The sequence below is a fragment of the Photorhabdus caribbeanensis genome (assembly GCF_018448885.1).
GTDB lineage: Bacteria > Pseudomonadota > Gammaproteobacteria > Enterobacterales > Enterobacteriaceae > Photorhabdus > Photorhabdus caribbeanensis.
Genome location: NZ_RCWB01000016.1, coordinates 42975 through 62713 on the forward strand (window position 1 = coordinate 42975; position 19739 = coordinate 62713).

The window sequence follows — 19739 nt, forward strand, 5'->3', positions numbered from 1 at the left end:
TGGTTACTTTTTTTCTGCAAGGTAGGGGTCAGCATAACCTAACGCTTGCATAATTTCTGTTTCCAAAGATTCCATTTCTTCTGCTTCATCATCTTCGATATGGTCATAACCCAGCAAATGTAGGCAGCCGTGCACAACCATATGCGCCCAATGTTCTTCTACTGTTTTTTGTTGTTCCTCCGCTTCTTTTTCAACAACCTGACGACAGATAATGAGATCGCCAAGCAGGGGTAAATCAACCTCTGGTGGGGCTTCAAATGGGAAAGATAACACATTTGTTGGCTTATCTTTACCACGGTAGGTCAGATTTAAATCGTGGCTTTCTGCCTCATCAACAATACGGATAGTGACTTCACTTTCTGGTTGAAATTGAGGCAAAACCCCATCCAGCCAGCGCTGGAACAGGGTTTCTTCAGGAAGACCTTGTGAATGTTCACAAGCAATTTGTAAATCAAGTATGACTGAACTCATTGTGCTTCCTGCTTGCGTTGCTCATTAAGTGCCTGTTTGCGTTTTTGCTCGGTTGCTTCCCACTCTTCATAGGCAATGACAACTTTGGCAACCACCGGATGGCGGACAACATCATCACTGTGGAAAAAGTTGAAACTCAGCTCGCCGACGCCTGATAGAACTTCAATGGCGTGGCGTAGGCCGGATTTCTGCCCACGAGGCAGGTCGATCTGCGTAACGTCGCCGGTAACAACCGCTTTGGAGTTGAAGCCGATACGGGTCAGGAACATTTTCATCTGTTCGATGGTTGTGTTCTGGCTCTCATCCAGAATAATAAAAGCGTCGTTTAAGGTTCGTCCACGCATATAAGCTAACGGAGCAACTTCAATAACGTTACGCTCGATCAGCTTTTCAACTTTTTCAAAACCTAGCATTTCAAATAGAGCATCGTAGAGTGGACGCAGGTACGGATCAACTTTTTGGCTCAGGTCGCCAGGTAGAAAACCCAACTTTTCGCCCGCTTCTACTGCCGGTCGGGTTAGCAGGATACGGCGGATTTCCTGCCGTTCCAGAGCATCAACCGCAGCAGCGACGGCCAGGTAAGTTTTTCCCGTACCGGCAGGGCCAATCCCAAACGTAATATCATGGCTAAGAATATTGGCAATATACTGCGCCTGATTGGGCGTACGTGGTTTTACCATGCCGCGTTTGGTGCGAATGTTAACGGCTTTACCGTATTCGGGTATGCTCTCGGCGGTTTGCTCCAGAACCCGGCTCTCGGTGATTGCCAGATGGATCTGTTCTGGTTTGATATCAGAGATCACCCCACGGATAGGGGAAGTTTCCGCATATAAATGACGTAGGATATTAGTGGCTGCGCTAACGCACAGCGGTTTACCCATCAGCTTAAAACGGTTATCACGACGGCTGATTTCAATACCTAACCGGCGTTCAAGCTGCTTTAAATTGTCGTCAAACGGCCCACACAGGCTCATTAGGCGCTGATTATCGGCTGGTTCAAGGAAAATTTCCTGAGTTGCTATTTGTGAATGAATTTGTTGAATCACTGATTATCTCTATATTTAGGGCTGATAGGTGCCGACCCCGATTTCATCTTCTTTACGGGTACGGGCTATAACGGACTCAGGTGATTCGTGTATACGAAGATCCATTTGATCTTCGGTACGGATAACTTTACCGCGTAGTGAGTTGGCGTAGACATCAACAATTTCAACATCAACGAATTTGCCAATCATATCAGGCTGGCCTTCAAAGTTGACAACCCGATTGTTTTCAGTACGGCCAGAAAGTTCCATCACATTCTTACGGGAAGTTCCTTCAACCAGAATACGTTGTACACTGCCCAACATAGCACGGCTGTAGCTCATTGCTTGTTGGTTGATACGTTGTTGTAACAGGTAAAGACGCTGTTTCTTCTCTTCTTCGCTGACGTCATCAGGCAGATCGGCTGCCGGCGTTCCCGGACGAGCAGAATAGATGAAGCTGTAGCTCATATCGAAATTGACATCAGCGATCAGTTTCATGGTTCTCTCGAAATCATCTTGGGTTTCACCTGGGAATCCGACAATGAAGTCAGAGCTTATTAAGATATCAGGACGTGCTTTGCGCAGTTTGCGGATAATGCTTTTATACTCAAGGGCTGTGTGGGCGCGTTTCATCAACGTTAGAATACGGTCCGAGCCACTTTGCACCGGTAGATGCAGGAAGCTAACCAATTCCGGCGTATCTTCGTAAACAGCGATAATATCGTCTGTAAACTCAATGGGGTGGCTAGTCGTAAAGCGAATACGGTCAATACCATCTATAGCTGCGACTAAACGAATTAACTCAGCGAAAGAGCAGATATCACCATCATAAGTGGCGCCACGATAAGCGTTCACGTTCTGACCGAGAAGGTTGACTTCACGTACGCCTTGCGCGGCAAGTTGCGCGATTTCAAACAGAACATCATCACATGGGCGGCTAACTTCTTCCCCGCGGGTATAAGGTACGACACAGAAAGTACAGTATTTGTTGCAGCCTTCCATAATAGAAACGAAAGCAGACGGGCCTTCAGCGCGTGGTTCAGGAAGGCGGTCAAATTTCTCGATTTCTGGGAAGCTGATATCAACAACCGGGCTGCGGGTACCTTTCACCTGGTTGATCATCTCAGGTAAACGGTGCAATGTTTGCGGCCCGAAAATAATATCTACACACTGAGCGCGTTGGCGGATGAAATCCCCTTCCTGAGAGGCTACACAGCCACCGACTCCAATGATGATATCTGGATTAGTATCTTTTAGGTTTTTCCAGCGGCCTAATTGATGGAAAACCTTTTCCTGTGCTTTTTCGCGGATTGAACAGGTATTTAATAGCAAAATGTCTGCTTCTTCGGCGACATCGGTTAACTGATAACCGTGAGTACTTTCCAGTAGGTCGGCCATTTTAGATGAATCATATTCATTCATCTGACAGCCCCAAGTTTTAATATACAGTTTTTTTATCGTCGACATTTTCTTGTGTATCCAAGCTTTCTACCGCGCCGAAAAGTGTTATTACACGGCAAAAGCAATTGTGTATTAGGCATAAAGTTGTCGGATATTGTAGTCATTTGCAGGAGCAGTGACCAGACTGTTAAACAGGATATTCTCTACCAGAGAATTAAAAATTCGGTACACTGTACTAATCAATGGGTTAATAGCATGACTGAGATGAATAATTCACAACAGATTTTTGATGTAGTGGTGGTTGGTGCTGGCATGATCGGCGCTGCGACAGCATTGGGGCTGGCACAGGAAGGTTGGACAGTTGCTTTATTGGATCATCAACCGCCGCAATCTTATGATGCACAGAGTCAGCCTGATGTACGTGTGTCAGCGATCAGTTGTGCTTCGGTAGATTTGCTCAAACAACTTGGCGCATGGGATGCGGTATTACAGATGCGCAGCGCGCCGTATCGTACATTAGAGACTTGGGAACAGAATGATTCTAATTTGGTGTTTGATGCACAAAGTCTAGGGTTGCCTGAGTTGGGCTATATGGTTGAAAACCGTATCTTGCAACTGGCTCTGTGGCAGCAGTTTGAAAAATATCCCAATTTGACTTTGCTATGCCCGGCAGTATTGCAATCAATGCAGTGGCAGAAAGTGGGTTGGTTAGTGACTCTGGCTGATGGAACGGAAATGACTGCTCGCTTGATTGTCGGGGCGGATGGCGCTCGTTCTCAGGTTCGGCAAATGGCGGGAATTGGCAGCCGTGGCTGGCAATACAGACAGTCTTGTATGTTGATCACGGTAAAAACAGAACAGCCACAGCAGGATATTACCTGGCAGCAGTTTTTTCCTTCTGGCCCAAGAGCGTTTCTTCCACTGTTTGATCAATGGGCTTCGCTGGTGTGGTACGACGAACCGGCACGCATACGACAATTACAGGCAATGTCAATGACTCAACTTGAGCAGGAGATTTTCCAGGCATTTCCTGTACGGTTAGGTAAAGTGACTCCCGTTGCCGCCGGTTCATTTCCTTTGACTCGTCACCATGCTAACAGTTATGTGCGTGAAGGATTAGTATTGTTGGGTGATGCGGCTCATACTATTAATCCGCTGGCCGGGCAGGGAGTAAATCTTGGTTATCGGGATGTGAATACGCTGCTTGATGTTTTGGTAAAGGCGAGAGAATTAACAGAGCAGTGGGATTCATTGGAAGTATTGATGCGTTATCAGCGCCGCAGAATGCCGGATAACCTGATGATGCAAGCTGGAATGGATCTATTTTACACGGTGTTTAGTAATGAATTGCCGGGGCTGAAAGTTGTTCGTAATTTGGCGCTGATGGCAGCTCAACGGGCTGGCGTAATGAAAAAAGTGGTGCTCAAGTATGCGTTGGGATTGTAACGTATAGAATAGTAGTGAAGATCATAAGCACGTCGTAACTCTATATTATGGCGTGAATAATTAGCTTTTCTTTGATATGCAGCTATTGATAAGCAAGAAAAGATAGGGGGCTGGAAAGCAAAAAACCACCTTTCGGCGGCCCGCTACACTAAAGAATATTCTTACTGTATATTCTTTTTCTATTCTTTCTGTATGCTTTTTCAACACATCACTTCACGTAACACATTGATAAATATGGCTGGGGTACCAGGATTCGAACCTGGGAATGCCGGAATCAGAATCCGGTGCCTTACCGCTTGGCGATACCCCAATGAAGTGGTGGCTACGACGGGAATCGAACCTGTGACCCCAGCATTATGAGTGCTGTGCTCTAACCAGCTGAGCTACGTAGCCTTTTTTTGAAGCGAGAAAATTTTACTGCAATATAACTAGTGGGCGACATTCAGTTAATGGCTGGGGTACCAGGATTCGAACCTGGGGATGCCAGGATCAAAACCTGGTGCCTTACCGCTTGGCGATACCCCAACTGAAAGTAGTCACTGTACAACATGTTGTCAGAATTGTGTTATCAAGATTATGGCTGGGGTACCAGGATTCGAACCTGGGAATGCCAGGATCAAAACCTGGTGCCTTACCGCTTGGCGATACCCCATCTGAATAACGACAACTCGATGAATAAATGGTGCGGGAGGCGAGACTTGAACTCGCACACCTTGCGGCGCCAGAACCTAAATCTGGTGCGTCTACCAATTTCGCCACTCCCGCAAAGATGGTGGCTACGACGGGAATCGAACCTGTGACCCCAGCATTATGAGTGCTGTGCTCTAACCAGCTGAGCTACGTAGCCATCTTTTTTGCATTACCTTCATCGGCGTTGCGGGGCGCATTATGCGTATATCAGCTAAATGCGTCAACTGCTTTTTTCTCGAAATCTGCTTAAAGTCGCTTGTTTGATTGGCATGTAAGCATTTTGCTGTCAAAATCAACAAAAAATAACATTACCCTTCGAGTAAGTGTTGTAACAGGACGCCATTAAGCATAGCACGTTTAGTCAGAGCGAAGGCGCCAATAGCAGAACAGTGGACTAATTCAGAGACAACGATTGGCAGATCTTGACGAAATTCTTTCAAAACCTGAGAGTTGATACAACTTTGAATAGCGGGTAAGAGCACTTTCTGAGCTTCAGTAATTTCTCCCGCCAGAACAACCTTCTGTGGGTTGAATAAATTAATCGCGATAGAGATGGCTTTGCCGAGGTAATGGCCAACGCTTTTTATCACTTCAGAGGCGAGTGGATCATTTTGGTTAGCGGCTTGGCAGATAGCTCTGATATTGCAATTATTCAATGTTAGCTGGCTTGGAAAACCTTGCTTTAATTGATGCTGAACTCGCGCTTCTATCGCTGAGTTAGCGGCGATAGTTTCCAGGCAGCCAAAATTGCCGCAGTGACAACGTTCACCGAGTGGTTCAATTTGAATATGACCAATTTCACCTAAGTTTCCTCTATTATTGAGAAGTATCTGGTTATTGATAATCACCCCGGCACCGGTACCCCGATGGATACGTACCAATATTGAGTCTTCACAATCACGGGTGGCGCCGAAATAGTGTTCAGCTAATGCTAAACTGCGAATATCATGACCAACAAAACAGGTAATGTTGAAATGCTTTTTCAAATTATCGACCAGAGTCCAGTGAGTCACTTTAATATGAGGCATATATCGGACAATGCCGGTATCTGGGTCAACTAATCCGGGCAGGATAACTGAAATAGCGATGAGTTCGCGTATTCTGCGTTGATTTTGTTGAATAAAGTTTTCTATTGCGTTGATGAGCCGGTCTTCAACTTTTTGCTGAGTCGCTTCCGGTAGTGGATAATGTTCTTCAACCAAGGCCCTGCCGCTCATATCATAAAGAGCGAGAGTAGCATCATGGCGGCCAAGGCGGACACCGATAGTGTGGAAGTGACGATTTTCTGTAACGATGGAAATAGCGCGGCGGCCTCCGGTGGAGGCTTGTTGATCGACTTCTTTAATCAAACCCCGTTCAAGTAACTGACGAGTAATTTTAGTCACACTGGCTGGCGCAAGTTGACTTTGTTCAGCAATTTGAATGCGAGAAATTGGCCCTTGTTGATCAATCAGCCGATATACCACGGCTCCATTAAGTTGCTTTACAAGGTCAATATTACCAATTTGTTTTTGTGTGTTGTTATAACTCATCAGCTATTTAGTCCGTCAAAGTTCAGTTTCTTTTCCGTTAACGATGGTTTTGCGCATTTTAAAGTCGTGACTGAAAACAATGAGGTTAGCGATTTTCCCGGTTTCAACGGCGCCAAGATATTTATCAACACCAATTGCGCGAGCAGGGTAGAGAGTTGCCATCCTCAGTGCTTCATCTAGTGCAATACCAACATGTTCAACGCTATTTTTAACGGCATCTATCATAGTGAGAGAGGAGCCGCTTAGAACGCCGTTTTGATCAACACATAATCCGTTGCGATAGTATATGGTCTTACCTGCGAAGGTGAAATGCTCCATTTTACAGGAGGCAGGATTGAGCCCGGCAGGGGCCGTCGCATCCGTTACTAAAATTAATTTATCATTTTTCAAACGCTTAGTATTACGAATATTTGGCCATGAAACGTGCAAACCATCAGCGATGATTCCGGCATAGATTTCAGGTGTATCAAAGATAGCGCCAATCAAGCCGGGTTGGCGGCCTGAAATAGCGGGCATGGCATTATAAATATGGGTTGAGATAGTAATTCCGTTTTCGAATCCCTGTCGGGCTTCTTCATAACTGGCATTTGAATGACCGGCGGAAACAACAATACCGGCTTCTACCAACTGCTGAATATATTTTTGTTCAACCATTTCCGGTGCGAGGGTCAACTTAGTGATGACATCAGCGTTATCGCACAGGAAATTTATCATTTCAGATGTAGGCTTACGGATAAGCTCTGGATTATGAGTGCCTTTCTTTACCGGATTGAGATAAGGCCCTTCCAGATGTAGACCTAAAGCCTGATGCTGATTATGTTTAAGATAAGTGCGCATGACTTCAACAGAGGCCATCATCAATTCGTCTGTGCTGGTAATCAGCGTGGGTAAGTAACTGGTACAGCCAGAGCGCTCATTGGTTCTTTGCATGATATCCAGCGTTTTTTCTGAAATGTTTTCCAACTGATCGTTGAACTGAACACCACCACAGCCATTCACTTGCAGATCAATAAAGCCGGGGGAAAGAATTGCGCCATTTAGATCACGTTTTTCAATTTGTTCGGGTAACTCTTGTGTTAGGCAAATTCGTTTAATTAAGCCGTCTGCAATGATAACGGCATGTTCATCGAGTCTGTTGTTACCGGTATATATAATGCAGTTGGTTAAAGCATACATCTTAGCCTCCTATGGGATCGGGAGATGATGATTGAAGATAATGACGGTAATCAGCCTGTGAGAGAGGCATCAGGCTGTGTAGATTCTTAATTTTTGCTGGCGAATTCGCCGATAATCTCTGCTTCCAGTTGGTGGAAGTATTTGACTGTTTTTACCTTCAATTCCATTGTTGCCGGTTCGTCACAAACAATGATGGATTTAGGGTGCATTTGCAGACAGCTTATTGTCCACATATGGTTGACATTGCCTTCGATTGCCGCCTGAATGGCTTGAGCCTTATTTAGACCTGTTGCAAGGATCATAATTTCTTCTGCATCCATTAACGTGCCTACACCTACGGTCAGGGCGTATTTAGGCACCTGATTAATATCATTATCGAAGAAGCGGGAGTTAGCTGTGCGCGTTTCTACGGTCAGTGTTTTAATACGTGTACGGGAAGTCAAGGATGACGCTGGTTCATTGAAAGCAATATGACCGTCGTTACCGACACCGCCCATAAATAGATGTATTTGGCCGTAAGATTTGATTTTATCTTCATAACGTTGGCATTCCGCTTCGACATCAGAGGCATTGCCATTGAGCAGGTTGATATTTTCTTTTGGAATATCAGTATGGTCAAAGAAATTTTGATGCATAAACCTATGGTAGCTTTGTGGATGATTTTCGGCGATGCCGACATATTCGTCCATATTGAATGTCACGACATATTTAAAACTGACTTTCCCAGCTTTATGCAGAGCAATGAGTTCTTTATAAGTTGCCAGTGGTGTACTGCCGGTTGGCAATCCCAAAACAAAAGGGTGCTCGGCGGTGGGGTTAAATGCTTTGATTTTGCTAACGATATAGTGTGCGGACCATTTACCAACGTCACTTGCATTCGTTAGGGGGATCAGCCTCATAAGTGCCTCTTAAAACAAGAAATTGTAGCGGTTGGATAAATTAGCTGATTAACTAATCTTCTTATCGTATGAATACTAAATCATTTGTATGAGCAGAGATATGCTGTACCTCAAAGATATTTTTTATCTTAAAATAAGATGCAAAAAATAGCCAGAAGATTAATGGAAAAAGTGATGAATTTTGCGGTTTTTGTCACTTATTAAGTGGCCTTATTTTTGTAAGAAAAATAAAAGGGAACGAGAGATAAGTTCCCTTTTAAGTTCGAGGTGTTTTTAGCTACAGCCTTTTGTTTGGCTGGCTTGAAGATAGTTGAGTGCGAATCTGCCCGGCAATGTTTTCTGCTTGGGGACCCAATACAACTTGAACACTCTGTTTACCTATTTTCAGGACGCCTTTTGCGCCTAATTGTTTTAACCGGTGTTCATCCAATTGTGTGTTGTCTTCAACGGTTAAGCGAAGACGGGTAATGCAGGCATCTACCGTACGAATGTTTTGTGCGCCGCCAAGAGCGGTAATGTAATGTTGGATAGCTTCGTTATCTTGGACGGCGGAAGTCGCTTGAGTTGTCTCTCCAATTTCGCGGCCTGGCGTACGTAAGTTAAAAATACGAATCATGAGGGTGAAACAGACAAAATACAGCACAAAGAACAAGACGATTAATGGGATTAACAACCACGGCTTGGTTGCCAGACCCCAGCTCAATACAAGGTCAATTAATCCGGCAGAGAATCCAAAGCCATGCAGAATACCCAATGAATTGACGATAACCATGCTAACGCCAGCCAATATTGCATGCAGAACATATAAAGCGGGCGCCAGGAATAGGAATGAGAATTCTATTGGTTCAGTTATACCGGTTAAGAATGCTGTCAAAGCGACGGAGAATAGCATCCCGCCAATCTGAGGACGACGTTCCTTTGGTGCTGCGAAATACATTGCCAGTGCTGCGCCGGGCAAACCGCCCATAAAGATGGGATAAGCCCAGGCCATGTAAACTCCGGCATGTGGATCGCCGGCAAAGAAACGGTTCAAGTCGCCGCGGCTCATATCGGTGGCGATTTGGGTAATAGTTGAGCCATCAATGCCTGGAATCGCTGCGCCGATGGACAGAGAACGGGCAACATCCGGCGCCAGGCAGATATTATGTACAGAACTGGCTAAGTCATAAGTAATTTTCAGACAGTCACCCAGACTAAACCAGAAAACAGAGTGCAGAATATAGTGCAAACCAAATGGAATGAGAGAGCGGTTAAGTACGCCATAAGTAAACCATCCGACCATGCCGCTTTTTGATACTAACAGGCTGAAAGAATCAATCCCATGCTGGACATATGGCCAGACATAGCCGCATATCCATGCAATGAACAGACAGATAATGCCTGTCATGATAGGGACTAATCGCTTGCCTGCGAAGAAAGCAAGAAACTCTGGCAAGCGCGTATCTGAAAAACGGTTGTAGCAATGACCGGCAACGATACCCGCGATAATGCCGGCGAAAAAAGACATATTGATAGTTGAGTCTATGACTGATGTGGCTTTAGTGAGTACTAAAAAGCCAACTACGCCTGCCAATGCAGCAGCGCCAGCATTATCTTTTGCTAAACCCACTGCGATACCTAATGCAAATAGTAGTGGGAGATTTTCGAAAATACCACCGCCAGCACTGGCGATGAAAGGAATATTAAATACGTCGGGTTGGCCGAAACGTAGCAAAAGCGCAGCGACGGGAAGCGTGGCAATGGGAAGCATCAATGCTTTTCCCAATCGCTGCAAGTAGTTGAATATACCCATAATGCTTACCTTAGTTGTAGGATGTTTTATTGAAAAAATAGCTCGCTATGAACAACAGCAATACAACTTATTTTTAGTCGAAAAATAATAAAAAGCTACACATAAATGAGTAATTGTGATCACTGTAGCGATATTGTTTAAAATTGCATAAATTAAGCCATGTGTAGTAAATGGATTTAAATTTTCAATTTAATTAACATTGTGATTTATTTGATTTTATGGCTTTTAGCTATCGAAATAGATTGAATGACATAAAACTTGATTATGAAAAACAGATAAATTTATAAGGTTTTATGAATGGGCACTTGTATGTGCCCATTGATTTAATGAATAGTTTAAGTGTTATGATAGGCGCTCAGAGGCGGAGTTTGGGTTTGACATATAACTTATCGAGATTTCTTCCCATGCTTTTTCCATACTGTCTTCGAAGCGTGCTTTTGAAATTAAAGAGCTTATGTATTGTAACTGATGACTAGTGGTGAATAGATTTCTTTCGTATATTGATATTATTTTCTCAGTAAGAGAATCTATATTATAGATAAATTTATACTCTGAAGAAAAATAAGAAGCTGCTTCAACTAAATTTAAATTGGGTAAGATTGTGCATACGCCATTTAGTGCAGCCTCTAATGGTGTAATGCCAAGGGTTTCATAGCGTGATGTACATACAAAAATAGACTTATTTTTTATTTTATTGAAAACGCCGAGTAACTCCGTTTGGGATAATTTATGTGATATAAAAAACTGTGACTGATATCTGGGGGGAACCATAGATATCAGTTTATTCCTTCTGGTATTTTTGTTCTCTTCATCACCTGCAATGAAAATTTTAATGGGAATACCTTTATCCAGTAAAATAGTTGCTGAATTGATTAATAGTTCTATATTTTTAAAATAATCTAATCTGGCTACCGCAGTAAATAACAATAATTCATTTTTATTAGTTTTGATAAAATTATGAATATATTTATTTTCTATGTTCAATTCAGTGTTTTCTTCAAGGAAAATGGGTGGGCTAATTTTTTTGATATTGTCTGGTTTTATTCCTTTTTTGAGTAAGAAATCACCTTGTAATTTTGAATGCTGGAAAACAAAATATTTTTTATCGATTAATATTTCAATCCCTTTTATTTGTTGAATATTAAGGTGTTGAGCTTTATTTTTATTTTCAAAAGCATCATATGTCTTTTCCAGAGAATAGTGTTGCTGAAAGTCTTCTACGAAAGGGCCATGATGTGTTACACAACAAGGTACATGGGGAGGGTGATAGGATAAGAGTGTGTCTGTTTGGTAATAAACTATTGCAGGAACTATCTGATCATTTTTTATTGATAATATTGAAATACATTTTTCTAGCATATTTCTTATATCTGAAATTTCTATAGAGAAATTAAAAAAGATATTTATACATTTTATACCTTTAATTATACCTTCATTTATTTTAGGTGAGATTAATGATTCATCTCTTTTGTAGAGTATAAAGCCAGAAAGTAAGTTTCTTTTTATAAAGTAATCAGCGACTTTTAGTGCGAATGATGTCGCTCCAACTTTAAAACCAGAACGATAATCATTTGATATGTAGTTGCCATTAATGACTATTATTGCTGGTGCTATTTTTTGGCTTGATATGATATTTATCATTTTTATTTCCCTTAGGGTATTTTTTTAAATAAGTAAAATTATTGAATGTTGTTTTCATGTATTAATTTTTTAGTTTAATATATAGAATGATTAGAATTGATTAAGTGTATCATGTTATACCTGGATAGTATTATTACAGATAAGATACTTGATAATATTATTACCTTAATAATAAATTGCAAAGTGTTTTATTGTTTATTTACGGCGATTTAAACATTAAAATGCGTGTACGTAACGTAACCCTTTATTATGCTTTAGTTTATTTCACTGGCCTGATTACAAATTTATTATCAAAAAAACACCCATTAGAATAGTTGTGTGATTTAAATGAAATCATGGTGGTGAAATACCTGAATTATCACATTGATGATGAGATTAATTCATTGTTATTATGGGTTTTTATATATAAAAATTTAAATTAGAATATTATTAATAGTGTTTCAATCATAAATTTGATATGTATAATTATTTTTTATATTTACAGAGTGTAAATATCAATTGATAGGTAATTTAGAAATTTAAAATATAGATTTATATTCATTTTATCAAATGGTTATTTATGATAAATATAGTGTCAATTATTTATTCTTTAAAATTGGTGGAGGGGTATTTGATAATATTTTTTATGGTTAAATGAAATATTGATTGAGAACAATTTCATTAGTTATTTCATATCGTAAATGACTCAATGCTCCTTCGTTTTCATGGATAATTATAAATATGCCCTATGGATTTCAAGATGTATCGCGGCGGCAAGGGAGTGAATCCCCGGAACTATGTTACCGGGGTGAGCGAGTGCAGCCAACAAAGAGGCAACTTGAAAGATGACGGGTATAAATGTGCTGTATTGTTGACTATGCTATTGTTGAATGTTTTTTCGACATCAAGAAAGATCTATTCGTAACTGTTTGTTATATATAAGATTGTAGAGGCATGGATAAGTGAGTTTGGATTGTTAAGTATCATGCTTATTTTTCAGTAGAAAATTATGAAAACAGCTCCTTTTCGACAAAGAGTCGTTTTTTCGCTCCAACTTTGCACGGAATCGCCATTTTACATGAACAAACGGTTGTTTCTCAGCACTGCTTGTTGGATTATAGGCGGTTATGTGACGCGTTTTTGCATTATTGAGGTATAAGAAATGAGTGAGGCAGACGCCCGCCCGACAAACTTTATTCGTCAGATAATTGACGAAGATTTGGCAACTGGTAAACATCCATCGGTACATACTCGCTTTCCGCCTGAGCCCAATGGTTATCTGCATATTGGTCATGCAAAATCTATCTGCTTGAACTTTGGTGTTGCAAAAGACTATCAGGGCCAGTGTAACCTGCGCTTTGATGATACCAACCCAGTTAAGGAAGATGTTGAATACGTCGATTCTATTAAAAATGACGTTCAGTGGTTAGGTTTTGAGTGGAGTGGCGATATTCGCTACTCTTCTAATTATTTCGATACGCTGTATCAATATGCTATTGAATTGATCAACAAAGGTCTGGCTTATGTTGATCAATTGAGTCCTGAAGAGATCCGTGAATATCGTGGCACGTTGAAAGAGCCGGGTAAAAACAGTCCATACCGTGACCGCAGTGTTGAAGAAAACTTAGTGTTGTTCGAAAAAATGCGTGCCGGGGAATTTGACGAAGGTAAAGCTTGTCTGCGTGCCAAAATTGATATGGCATCACCTTTCATTGTGATGCGTGATCCAGTTTTGTACCGTATTAAATTTGCGGAACATCATCAGTGTGGTGACAAATGGTGCATCTACCCAATGTACGATTTTACTCACTGTATCTCTGATGCGCTTGAAGGTATTACCCATTCGCTGTGTACGCTGGAGTTCCAGGATAACCGCCGCCTGTACGACTGGGTGCTGGAAAACATCACTATTGATTGTCACCCGCGTCAGTATGAATTCTCGCGTTTGAATCTTGAATACACGGTTATGTCTAAGCGTAAGCTGAATCTGCTGGTGGTGGATAAGATTGTTGAAGGTTGGGATGATCCCCGTATGCCAACGATCTCAGGCTTGCGTCGTCGTGGTTATACTGCCGCGTCTATCCGTGAATTCTGTCGTCGTATTGGTGTCACCAAGCAGGACAACAATGTGGAAATGGCAGCATTGGAATCTTGCATTCGTGATGATCTGAACGAAAATGCCCCTCGCGCAATGGCTGTTCTCGATCCGGTCAGATTAGTGATCGAAAATAGGCCAGAAGGGGAGCAGATTTTGAGCATGCCTAATCATCCGAACAAACCGGAGATGGGCAGCCGCGAAGTGCCATTTAGCCGTGAGGTTTATATTGACCGAGCAGATTTCCGTGAAGAAGCAAACCGTCAATATAAGCGTCTGGTATTGGGTAAAGAAGTCCGTCTGCGTAACGCTTATATCATTAAAGCGGAGCGCGTTGAGAAAGATGCTGACGATAATATCACGACAATCTATTGCAGCTACGACGATCAAACGTTGAATAAAGATCCAGCGGATGGTCGGAAAGTGAAAGGTGTTATTCATTGGGTTAGCGCGGCTCATGCGGTTCCTGCGGAATTCCGGCTGTATGATCGTCTGTTCAGCGTACCGAACCCAGGTGCGGAAGATGATTTTCTGGCGACAATTAACCCAGAGTCACTGGTGATCCGTCAGGGCTTTGCTGAGCCAAGTTTAGCTGATGCTAAACCAGAACAAACTTATCAGTTTGAGCGTGAAGGTTATTTCTGCGCTGATAGTTGTCATTCCAGTGCAGAAAATTTGGTATTTAACCGTACCGTTGGTCTGCGTGATACCTGGGCAAAAATTTCTCAGGATTAATTAAGATCGTGAACTGTACCTCATAAGTTGGACACTTAAATCCAGCCGTTGAGGTACAGTTTTTTGAGCCTAAATTTGTCATTGCTAAAGAAGGTTAAGTTATGGGTAAACCAGTTATCGGGATTACAGAATAAAATCAAAAATATCAATTCATTATGTAATTATTATATGTGGTTATTATAAACATGGTTATTAATAGGCGTAGTTATTATAATCATTCTCATACATAAACGCCTCTATAACTTGTTGATAAATATTTTATTTCTCTTTTGGGAATAAATTATCTGCCATGAAATCGACAAAAGCTCTGACTTTAGGTAATACCCAACGGTTAGATGGCCAGAGAACCCGGAAGGTGCTCGAAGTACCCGCCCACTTATCCAGAATGGTTAACAATTCACCGTTAGACAAGGCTTGTTTAACGGTAAAATCAGGCAAACAGGCGATGCCGTGACCTTGGATCGCCATGTGTAGCAATGTTTCGACATGATTGCTGGTTATCTTTGCTTGGAGATGAATGTCTACTTCGGATGTTCCTGAGCGCAAAGGCCATTTTTCCAACAGGCCGGTAGTTGGAAAACGGTGCATCAAGCAGGCGTGGTGTAATAACTCTCCGGGATGTGATGGCTTACCGTGTTGTGCAAAGTAGCTTGGAGCGCCAACGTAGACAAGACGGCTAGACCCTATACGTTTATTCATGAGTCGTGAATCGTTGAGTTCTCCAGTGCGAACCACAGCATCGAACCCTTCATCGATAACATCAACTAATCGATCACTAAAATCCAGTTCTAGCTCTATCTGTGGGTAACAAGTGGCAAAAGCAGATAATACGGGTAACATCAGGCTGCTGAGTGATGGCAAACTCACTCTCAGGCGGCCTTGAGGGGCAGAGATGGAGCTTAATAGCTCATGTTCCGCAGTGGAAATTTCGTCCAGAATACGTTTGCAGCGCTCAAGGAACAATGAGCCTTCAGCCGTCAAACTGACACTACGAGTGCTACGTTGGAGCAGGCGGACACCTAATTTCTCTTCTAAGCGGGAGATGCTTTTGCTAACAGATGAAGGAGAGAGTCCGAGTTGCCGGGCTGCCGTTGCGAAGCTACGAGCTTCGGCTACATGGATGAAGATTATAAATCCACTCAAATTATTCATTTGGCCTCCTGGAATTTTTTTAGGTCATCATTGGTGACAAGAAAGTCACTTCAGAAGTGATTTTAGGTCTATTTATCCACTATTAGCGAATCTGTAGTATGAAATAAAATTCATTTTGTTTTCGCTGCCATATAGCGATGAACCGCACATATTTAAAGTTGAAAATCGAAATGGTCATGAAAACCAAAATGGATAACGGGACAAGTGTAAATAAAATTGCGCTCGTCTTGTTTTATGGCCGTAGCTATCCCTTTGAATATGGTGCGTAATGGAAGCACATTAGAGCAAGGTTGGGCCAATTAACATCTATTTCTTACCTACGGCATTGCAACAATCTGTGTTAACAGATTGATAGAGTTACATAAATATAGAACGACTATTTTTGGCTTGAGAAGAGTCTATATATTATCTATTTCATCGGTTGAATGTTACTAAAAAGGTTTATTATGGAACTTGCTATCAACACTCAAAACGAACTTAAAAAAGAAACCGGTTATTTTCTATCTCCACTGTGGGAAGACGTTTTCTCTAAAGAGCTATTGGAGGAGCTTAATTCGAATATATTTCTGGTGGCTTGCCGTTCTGGACAAGTGGACCAGAGTTTATTAAGAAAGTTTATGATCCAGCACCATTACTATTCACAATATTTCACTCGCTATCTCTGTTCATTGATGGGAGGTTTAGCAGACCAAAAAGATTTTGTGTTGCTTTCTCACAATTTATTGGAAGAGCTAACAGGAACCGATGCTGCAAAGATATCTCACGCAGAGTTATACAAAAAGGCGATGGCAGCTATTAACGCTGTTCCTAAAAGTGACCCGATTCTTAACAGTACTCAGCAACTGATTAATGCCATGTTTCGCCACTGCCGCAGTGATGATTCTCTAAGAGGGCTTGCGGCCCTGTGTTTAGGTGCTGAGGCGATCGTACCTTTGGTTTATGGCCCAATTTTGGATGCCTTGCAATTTATAAAGGCGCCTGATGATGCATTGCATTTCTTTAGAATTCATGTTGAAGAGGATGAAGATCATGCCATTGCGATGAGAAAAATTATTGATCGAATGGTTGAAGAGAAACCTTACCGTAGAGTGGATGTTATTGCAGTGGGTGAAGAAATGGTGCATTTTCGCATTGCGATGCTTAATGAGCTATATCAAAGTAATATCAGGGTAAATACAGATGTAACGACACTTTTATCCGAATGTGATTGAGGTACTTTGCGTCATAATGACATGTACAGAAAAAGTACTTGATTGGTTTCTAGTGATGAAATATCAGTATAAAGTGTTGATATATTTCTGGCGAAAGAGGCGATATAAACATTTGTGATCATATATAACGTAATAATTATTGGATTGAATTCATATGATGTCAAAAACAAATTAGTTATTATCTATTCTATTGAATGGAAAGTTAATTTTAAATGTAAGGTTGTTGGACAACAAATTATGTAGCTAATATTGGAAAAGGCTGAGAAGAAATACTATATTAGAGAATATGTGGTTGTTGCGAGTAGCTTTGATCAAATTTCTATGCAGACGATAGGTAAAATTCTGAAACGTAAGTTAAGGAGTATTCCTACTAAAGCTATTGATAAATATGAAATAAATAAAAAAGTTGATTCTTGTTGAATCTTCCGATGTCTCTGAGTTTGAACGTATGGAGCGGTTCTTTAACATTCACAAAGATGTGTTCCCACCAACTCATTTTCAGCCCACCGGTATTTTTACTAAGAATTTAAGCTGCCTATTTTTTGGAATTAGGTTACAGCGTAAAAGTTATTTTTGCCAGGATAGCATTAGAGGGATACTGTCCACATGCTGCTGATATTGGGGAAACGATGGACAATACCTCGTTTAGTATAATGCGATATAGGGTAAATAAATTCGTTTCTGTGGGAAATAGCGATATGTCTGAAATATTAGAAAATAGTGAAAATTTTGATGCCATTTTCTTGAATTATAATCTTTTGTTTATTCTTGAAAGTGACTTTTTTCGAGAGGAAATTTATCGTATGCTTAATAATCCAGAAGATATAACATATAAATGTTTACTTAAGAAAGTAACAAAGTAAGTATCTCAATTTTTAGGGAAAGAGGCTTGTAGGGTTTAGCTGTTAGGGAAATAAAATAGTGTTTAATGAATAATTAATAAATCATGATTGTAACTATTTTTTATATGAAAAGAGAAGATAAGGCGATAGTTCACAGATATACAAAAAATTTTTAACTGACATCTTGGGCTTGAAATGTTTATTGCCATAAATTATTATTAAGGAGAATATATTTTGACTTAAGGAAATATTTCTGTATCACTCGTTGCCATTGTTATTGCTATTATGCGGAATGATGCGGTTTGATTTTATTAAAAAATTTATCGATAATTTTTATGTAATTTATTGCACTTTTGTCAGAATTAATAGATACATAGACAGAAATGATGGCTAAGGTATTTGTAAGATAAAGTATTTCTGGTGTTATTTCAGAATGCAAATTTTACAATAAGCTACAATATTGGAGGTAATTATAGTGAAAGAAACGTTTTTCTCATCTGGCGACTTTGGCAAAGTTCCCGGAGAGTTAATTGAAGATAAGCCTGCTAAATTGATTCATGAAGATGTATTGAATTCTGAATTGAGTCAAGATTTGAATTTCTCGAATGAAAGACGCCATAAAGTGGCGATGGTTAATTTACCTAGTAAAGTTCTCAGTATGACTCTGGGGGGATTACAACCTGGACAATCAACCCGTAAACACAGACACAGTTATGAAACCATAATATATATCGTTAATGGTGAGGGGTATTCACTCATTGGTGAACAACATATTTCGTGGAAAGCCGGTGATGCGATATATGTACCTGTGTGGGCATGGCATCAACATGTTAACAGTAGTGCTATTGAGGAAGTATTCTATATTGCATGTGAGAATGCGCCAATGTTGCAAAACTTAGGTCTTGCTATTCGTGAAGAGCTTTAAATTCAAGTAATTTTAGGTTATGTAGATTGTATTTAAAAACAGAGAATGATTTAACCGGGATAAAAGCTTATACCCTATGGATTTCAAGATGCACCGCGATGGCAAAAGGAGTGAATCCCCGGGAACATAGATAACTATGTGATTGGGGTAAGCGAGCGCAGTCAACAAAGAGGCAACTTGAAAGATAACGGCTATATTAACAATGTCCCGGTATTTTATAAGATATTTACTGTCATGTACTGAATGAGAATAAGGGTAATTCCTGCTAATTTAATTTAGATAAAATATGGGTTTTACCTCAATTACCACGTTTTCAATTAAGTTAAATTTTGATTATTTAACTATTCTCTATAATAAAAATAAATCACAATGGGTAGTTTATTTTTTTAAATATTATCATTGGTAAATAATTTTACATCTATTTTAGTTGGAAAATATTTGTATTAATTAATCTATTTTTTAGTACGTTTTTTATATTGTTAATCTTTCGTTTTTGTATTATTTTTTATTTTTATATCAATGAGGTATATAACTATTGTTGTTTTTTTGTAATGTGTTCTCTGTCATGTTTTAAAAAAAATCTCTTTTTTTTCATTGATAATTCATGATGCGAAAAATAACCTTTATAGATGCTGATTAAGTGACTTTAATTTTATTTCTTAATGTGAGATTTTTATATTTTATAAATCGATTTACATTTTTGACAGTAATTTTATGGTTACATATG

At 40.4% G+C, this 19739-nt stretch carries 14 protein-coding genes and 6 tRNA genes; 5 read left to right on the forward strand and 15 right to left on the reverse strand.

The annotated features are described in order from the left end of the window. Window positions 1-3 precede the first annotated feature (3 nt). The 3 genes from ybeY to miaB all read right to left on the reverse strand — a co-directional run bounded on the left by ybeY (window position 4) and on the right by miaB (window position 2963). Window positions 4-471 carry an rRNA maturation RNase YbeY gene (gene ybeY / locus EAE90_RS12380; protein WP_105399045.1) on the reverse strand — a complete coding sequence of 156 codons (468 nt, stop codon included), beginning with the start codon at window positions 469-471 and terminating at the stop codon, window positions 4-6. Then, the gene (locus EAE90_RS12385; protein WP_214053783.1) at window positions 468-1445 is read right to left on the reverse strand and encodes a PhoH family protein; all 978 of its coding nucleotides are present in this window, start codon (window positions 1443-1445) and stop codon (window positions 468-470) included. The genes ybeY and EAE90_RS12385 overlap by 4 nt, the downstream gene beginning before the upstream one ends. A gap of 87 nt (window positions 1446-1532) precedes the next feature. Continuing rightward, the gene (gene miaB / locus EAE90_RS12390; protein WP_036776705.1) at window positions 1533-2963 is read right to left on the reverse strand and encodes a tRNA (N6-isopentenyl adenosine(37)-C2)-methylthiotransferase MiaB; all 1431 of its coding nucleotides are present in this window, start codon (window positions 2961-2963) and stop codon (window positions 1533-1535) included. Between the two features lie 198 nt (window positions 2964-3161). Between miaB and ubiF the strand changes: the two genes are divergently transcribed. After that, complete coding sequence (gene ubiF, locus EAE90_RS12395) at window positions 3162-4343, forward strand: 3-demethoxyubiquinol 3-hydroxylase (RefSeq protein ID WP_214053784.1); 1182 nt, start codon at window positions 3162-3164, stop codon at window positions 4341-4343. A 235-nt stretch (window positions 4344-4578) separates the two neighbouring features. Here ubiF and EAE90_RS12400 read toward each other — a convergent pair. The 11 genes from EAE90_RS12400 to EAE90_RS12450 all read right to left on the reverse strand — a co-directional run bounded on the left by EAE90_RS12400 (window position 4579) and on the right by EAE90_RS12450 (window position 12073). Further along, window positions 4579-4653, reverse strand: a tRNA-Gln gene (locus tag EAE90_RS12400). Window positions 4654-4659: 6 nt separating this feature from the next. Then, window positions 4660-4736 (reverse strand) — tRNA-Met (locus tag EAE90_RS12405). A 57-nt stretch (window positions 4737-4793) separates the two neighbouring features. Continuing rightward, window positions 4794-4868 (reverse strand) — tRNA-Gln (locus EAE90_RS12410). Window positions 4869-4920: 52 nt separating this feature from the next. Continuing rightward, a tRNA-Gln gene (locus tag EAE90_RS12415) sits at window positions 4921-4995 on the reverse strand. A gap of 28 nt (window positions 4996-5023) precedes the next feature. Next, a tRNA-Leu gene (locus tag EAE90_RS12420) sits at window positions 5024-5108 on the reverse strand. Window positions 5109-5113: 5 nt separating this feature from the next. After that, window positions 5114-5190: transfer RNA gene (locus EAE90_RS12425), tRNA-Met, on the reverse strand. Window positions 5191-5341: 151 nt separating this feature from the next. Further along, complete coding sequence (gene nagC / locus EAE90_RS12430; protein WP_214053760.1) at window positions 5342-6565, reverse strand: DNA-binding transcriptional regulator NagC; 1224 nt, start codon at window positions 6563-6565, stop codon at window positions 5342-5344. Between the two features lie 15 nt (window positions 6566-6580). Next, window positions 6581-7741, reverse strand: coding sequence for an N-acetylglucosamine-6-phosphate deacetylase (nagA, locus tag EAE90_RS12435; protein WP_214053761.1), 1161 nt, complete (start codon window positions 7739-7741; stop codon window positions 6581-6583). 86 nt (window positions 7742-7827) lie between these two features. After that, on the reverse strand, window positions 7828-8640 hold the full coding sequence (nagB, locus tag EAE90_RS12440; protein WP_214053762.1) for a glucosamine-6-phosphate deaminase: 813 nt from the start codon (window positions 8638-8640) through the stop codon (window positions 7828-7830). Window positions 8641-8917: 277 nt separating this feature from the next. After that, window positions 8918-10432: an N-acetylglucosamine-specific PTS transporter subunit IIBC gene (gene nagE / locus EAE90_RS12445; RefSeq protein ID WP_214053763.1), complete on the reverse strand. Its 1515-nt coding sequence runs from the start codon at window positions 10430-10432 to the stop codon at window positions 8918-8920. 342 nt (window positions 10433-10774) lie between these two features. After that, on the reverse strand, window positions 10775-12073 hold the full coding sequence (locus EAE90_RS12450; protein WP_214053764.1) for a glycosyltransferase: 1299 nt from the start codon (window positions 12071-12073) through the stop codon (window positions 10775-10777). A gap of 1141 nt (window positions 12074-13214) precedes the next feature. On the opposite strand from EAE90_RS12450, the gene glnS reads away from it, so the two are divergent. Further along, window positions 13215-14882: a glutamine--tRNA ligase gene (glnS, locus tag EAE90_RS12455; RefSeq protein ID WP_214053765.1), complete on the forward strand. Its 1668-nt coding sequence runs from the start codon at window positions 13215-13217 to the stop codon at window positions 14880-14882. A 258-nt stretch (window positions 14883-15140) separates the two neighbouring features. On the opposite strand, the gene EAE90_RS12460 is transcribed toward glnS, so the two are convergent. Continuing rightward, complete coding sequence (locus EAE90_RS12460) at window positions 15141-16034, reverse strand: LysR family transcriptional regulator (RefSeq protein ID WP_214053766.1); 894 nt, start codon at window positions 16032-16034, stop codon at window positions 15141-15143. A 446-nt stretch (window positions 16035-16480) separates the two neighbouring features. Between EAE90_RS12460 and EAE90_RS12465 the strand changes: the two genes are divergently transcribed. The 3 genes from EAE90_RS12465 to EAE90_RS12475 all read left to right on the forward strand — a co-directional run bounded on the left by EAE90_RS12465 (window position 16481) and on the right by EAE90_RS12475 (window position 19012). Further along, complete coding sequence (locus tag EAE90_RS12465) at window positions 16481-17245, forward strand: iron-containing redox enzyme family protein (protein WP_214053767.1); 765 nt, start codon at window positions 16481-16483, stop codon at window positions 17243-17245. 542 nt (window positions 17246-17787) lie between these two features. After that, a complete protein-coding gene (locus tag EAE90_RS12470) occupies window positions 17788-18108 on the forward strand; it encodes a hypothetical protein (RefSeq protein WP_214053768.1) in 321 nt (106 codons plus the stop codon). A 454-nt stretch (window positions 18109-18562) separates the two neighbouring features. Next, window positions 18563-19012, forward strand: a complete 450-nt coding sequence (locus EAE90_RS12475) for a cupin domain-containing protein (protein ID WP_214053769.1) — start codon at window positions 18563-18565, stop codon at window positions 19010-19012. Window positions 19013-19739: the final 727 nt, after the last annotated feature.

Bases quoted from the DNA above. Each gene is read 5' to 3' on its own strand.
- nagC (WP_214053760.1), bottom strand. From the start codon at position 6,565: ATGAGTTATAACAACACACAAAAACAAATTGGTAATATTGACCTTGTA.
- miaB (WP_036776705.1), bottom strand. From the start codon at position 2,963: ATGTCGACGATAAAAAAACTGTATATTAAAACTTGGGGCTGTCAGATG.
- nagB (WP_214053762.1), bottom strand. From the start codon at position 8,640: ATGAGGCTGATCCCCCTAACGAATGCAAGTGACGTTGGTAAATGGTCC.
- EAE90_RS12460 (WP_214053766.1), bottom strand. From the start codon at position 16,034: ATGAATAATTTGAGTGGATTTATAATCTTCATCCATGTAGCCGAAGCT.
- nagA (WP_214053761.1), bottom strand. From the start codon at position 7,741: ATGTATGCTTTAACCAACTGCATTATATATACCGGTAACAACAGACTC.
- EAE90_RS12450 (WP_214053764.1), bottom strand. From the start codon at position 12,073: ATGATAAATATCATATCAAGCCAAAAAATAGCACCAGCAATAATAGTC.
- ubiF (WP_214053784.1), top strand. From the start codon at position 3,162: ATGAATAATTCACAACAGATTTTTGATGTAGTGGTGGTTGGTGCTGGC.
- EAE90_RS12465 (WP_214053767.1), top strand. From the start codon at position 16,481: ATGGAACTTGCTATCAACACTCAAAACGAACTTAAAAAAGAAACCGGT.
- ybeY (WP_105399045.1), bottom strand. From the start codon at position 471: ATGAGTTCAGTCATACTTGATTTACAAATTGCTTGTGAACATTCACAA.
- nagE (WP_214053763.1), bottom strand. From the start codon at position 10,432: ATGGGTATATTCAACTACTTGCAGCGATTGGGAAAAGCATTGATGCTT.
- glnS (WP_214053765.1), top strand. From the start codon at position 13,215: ATGAGTGAGGCAGACGCCCGCCCGACAAACTTTATTCGTCAGATAATT.
- EAE90_RS12385 (WP_214053783.1), bottom strand. From the start codon at position 1,445: ATGAGCCTGTGTGGGCCGTTTGACGACAATTTAAAGCAGCTTGAACGC.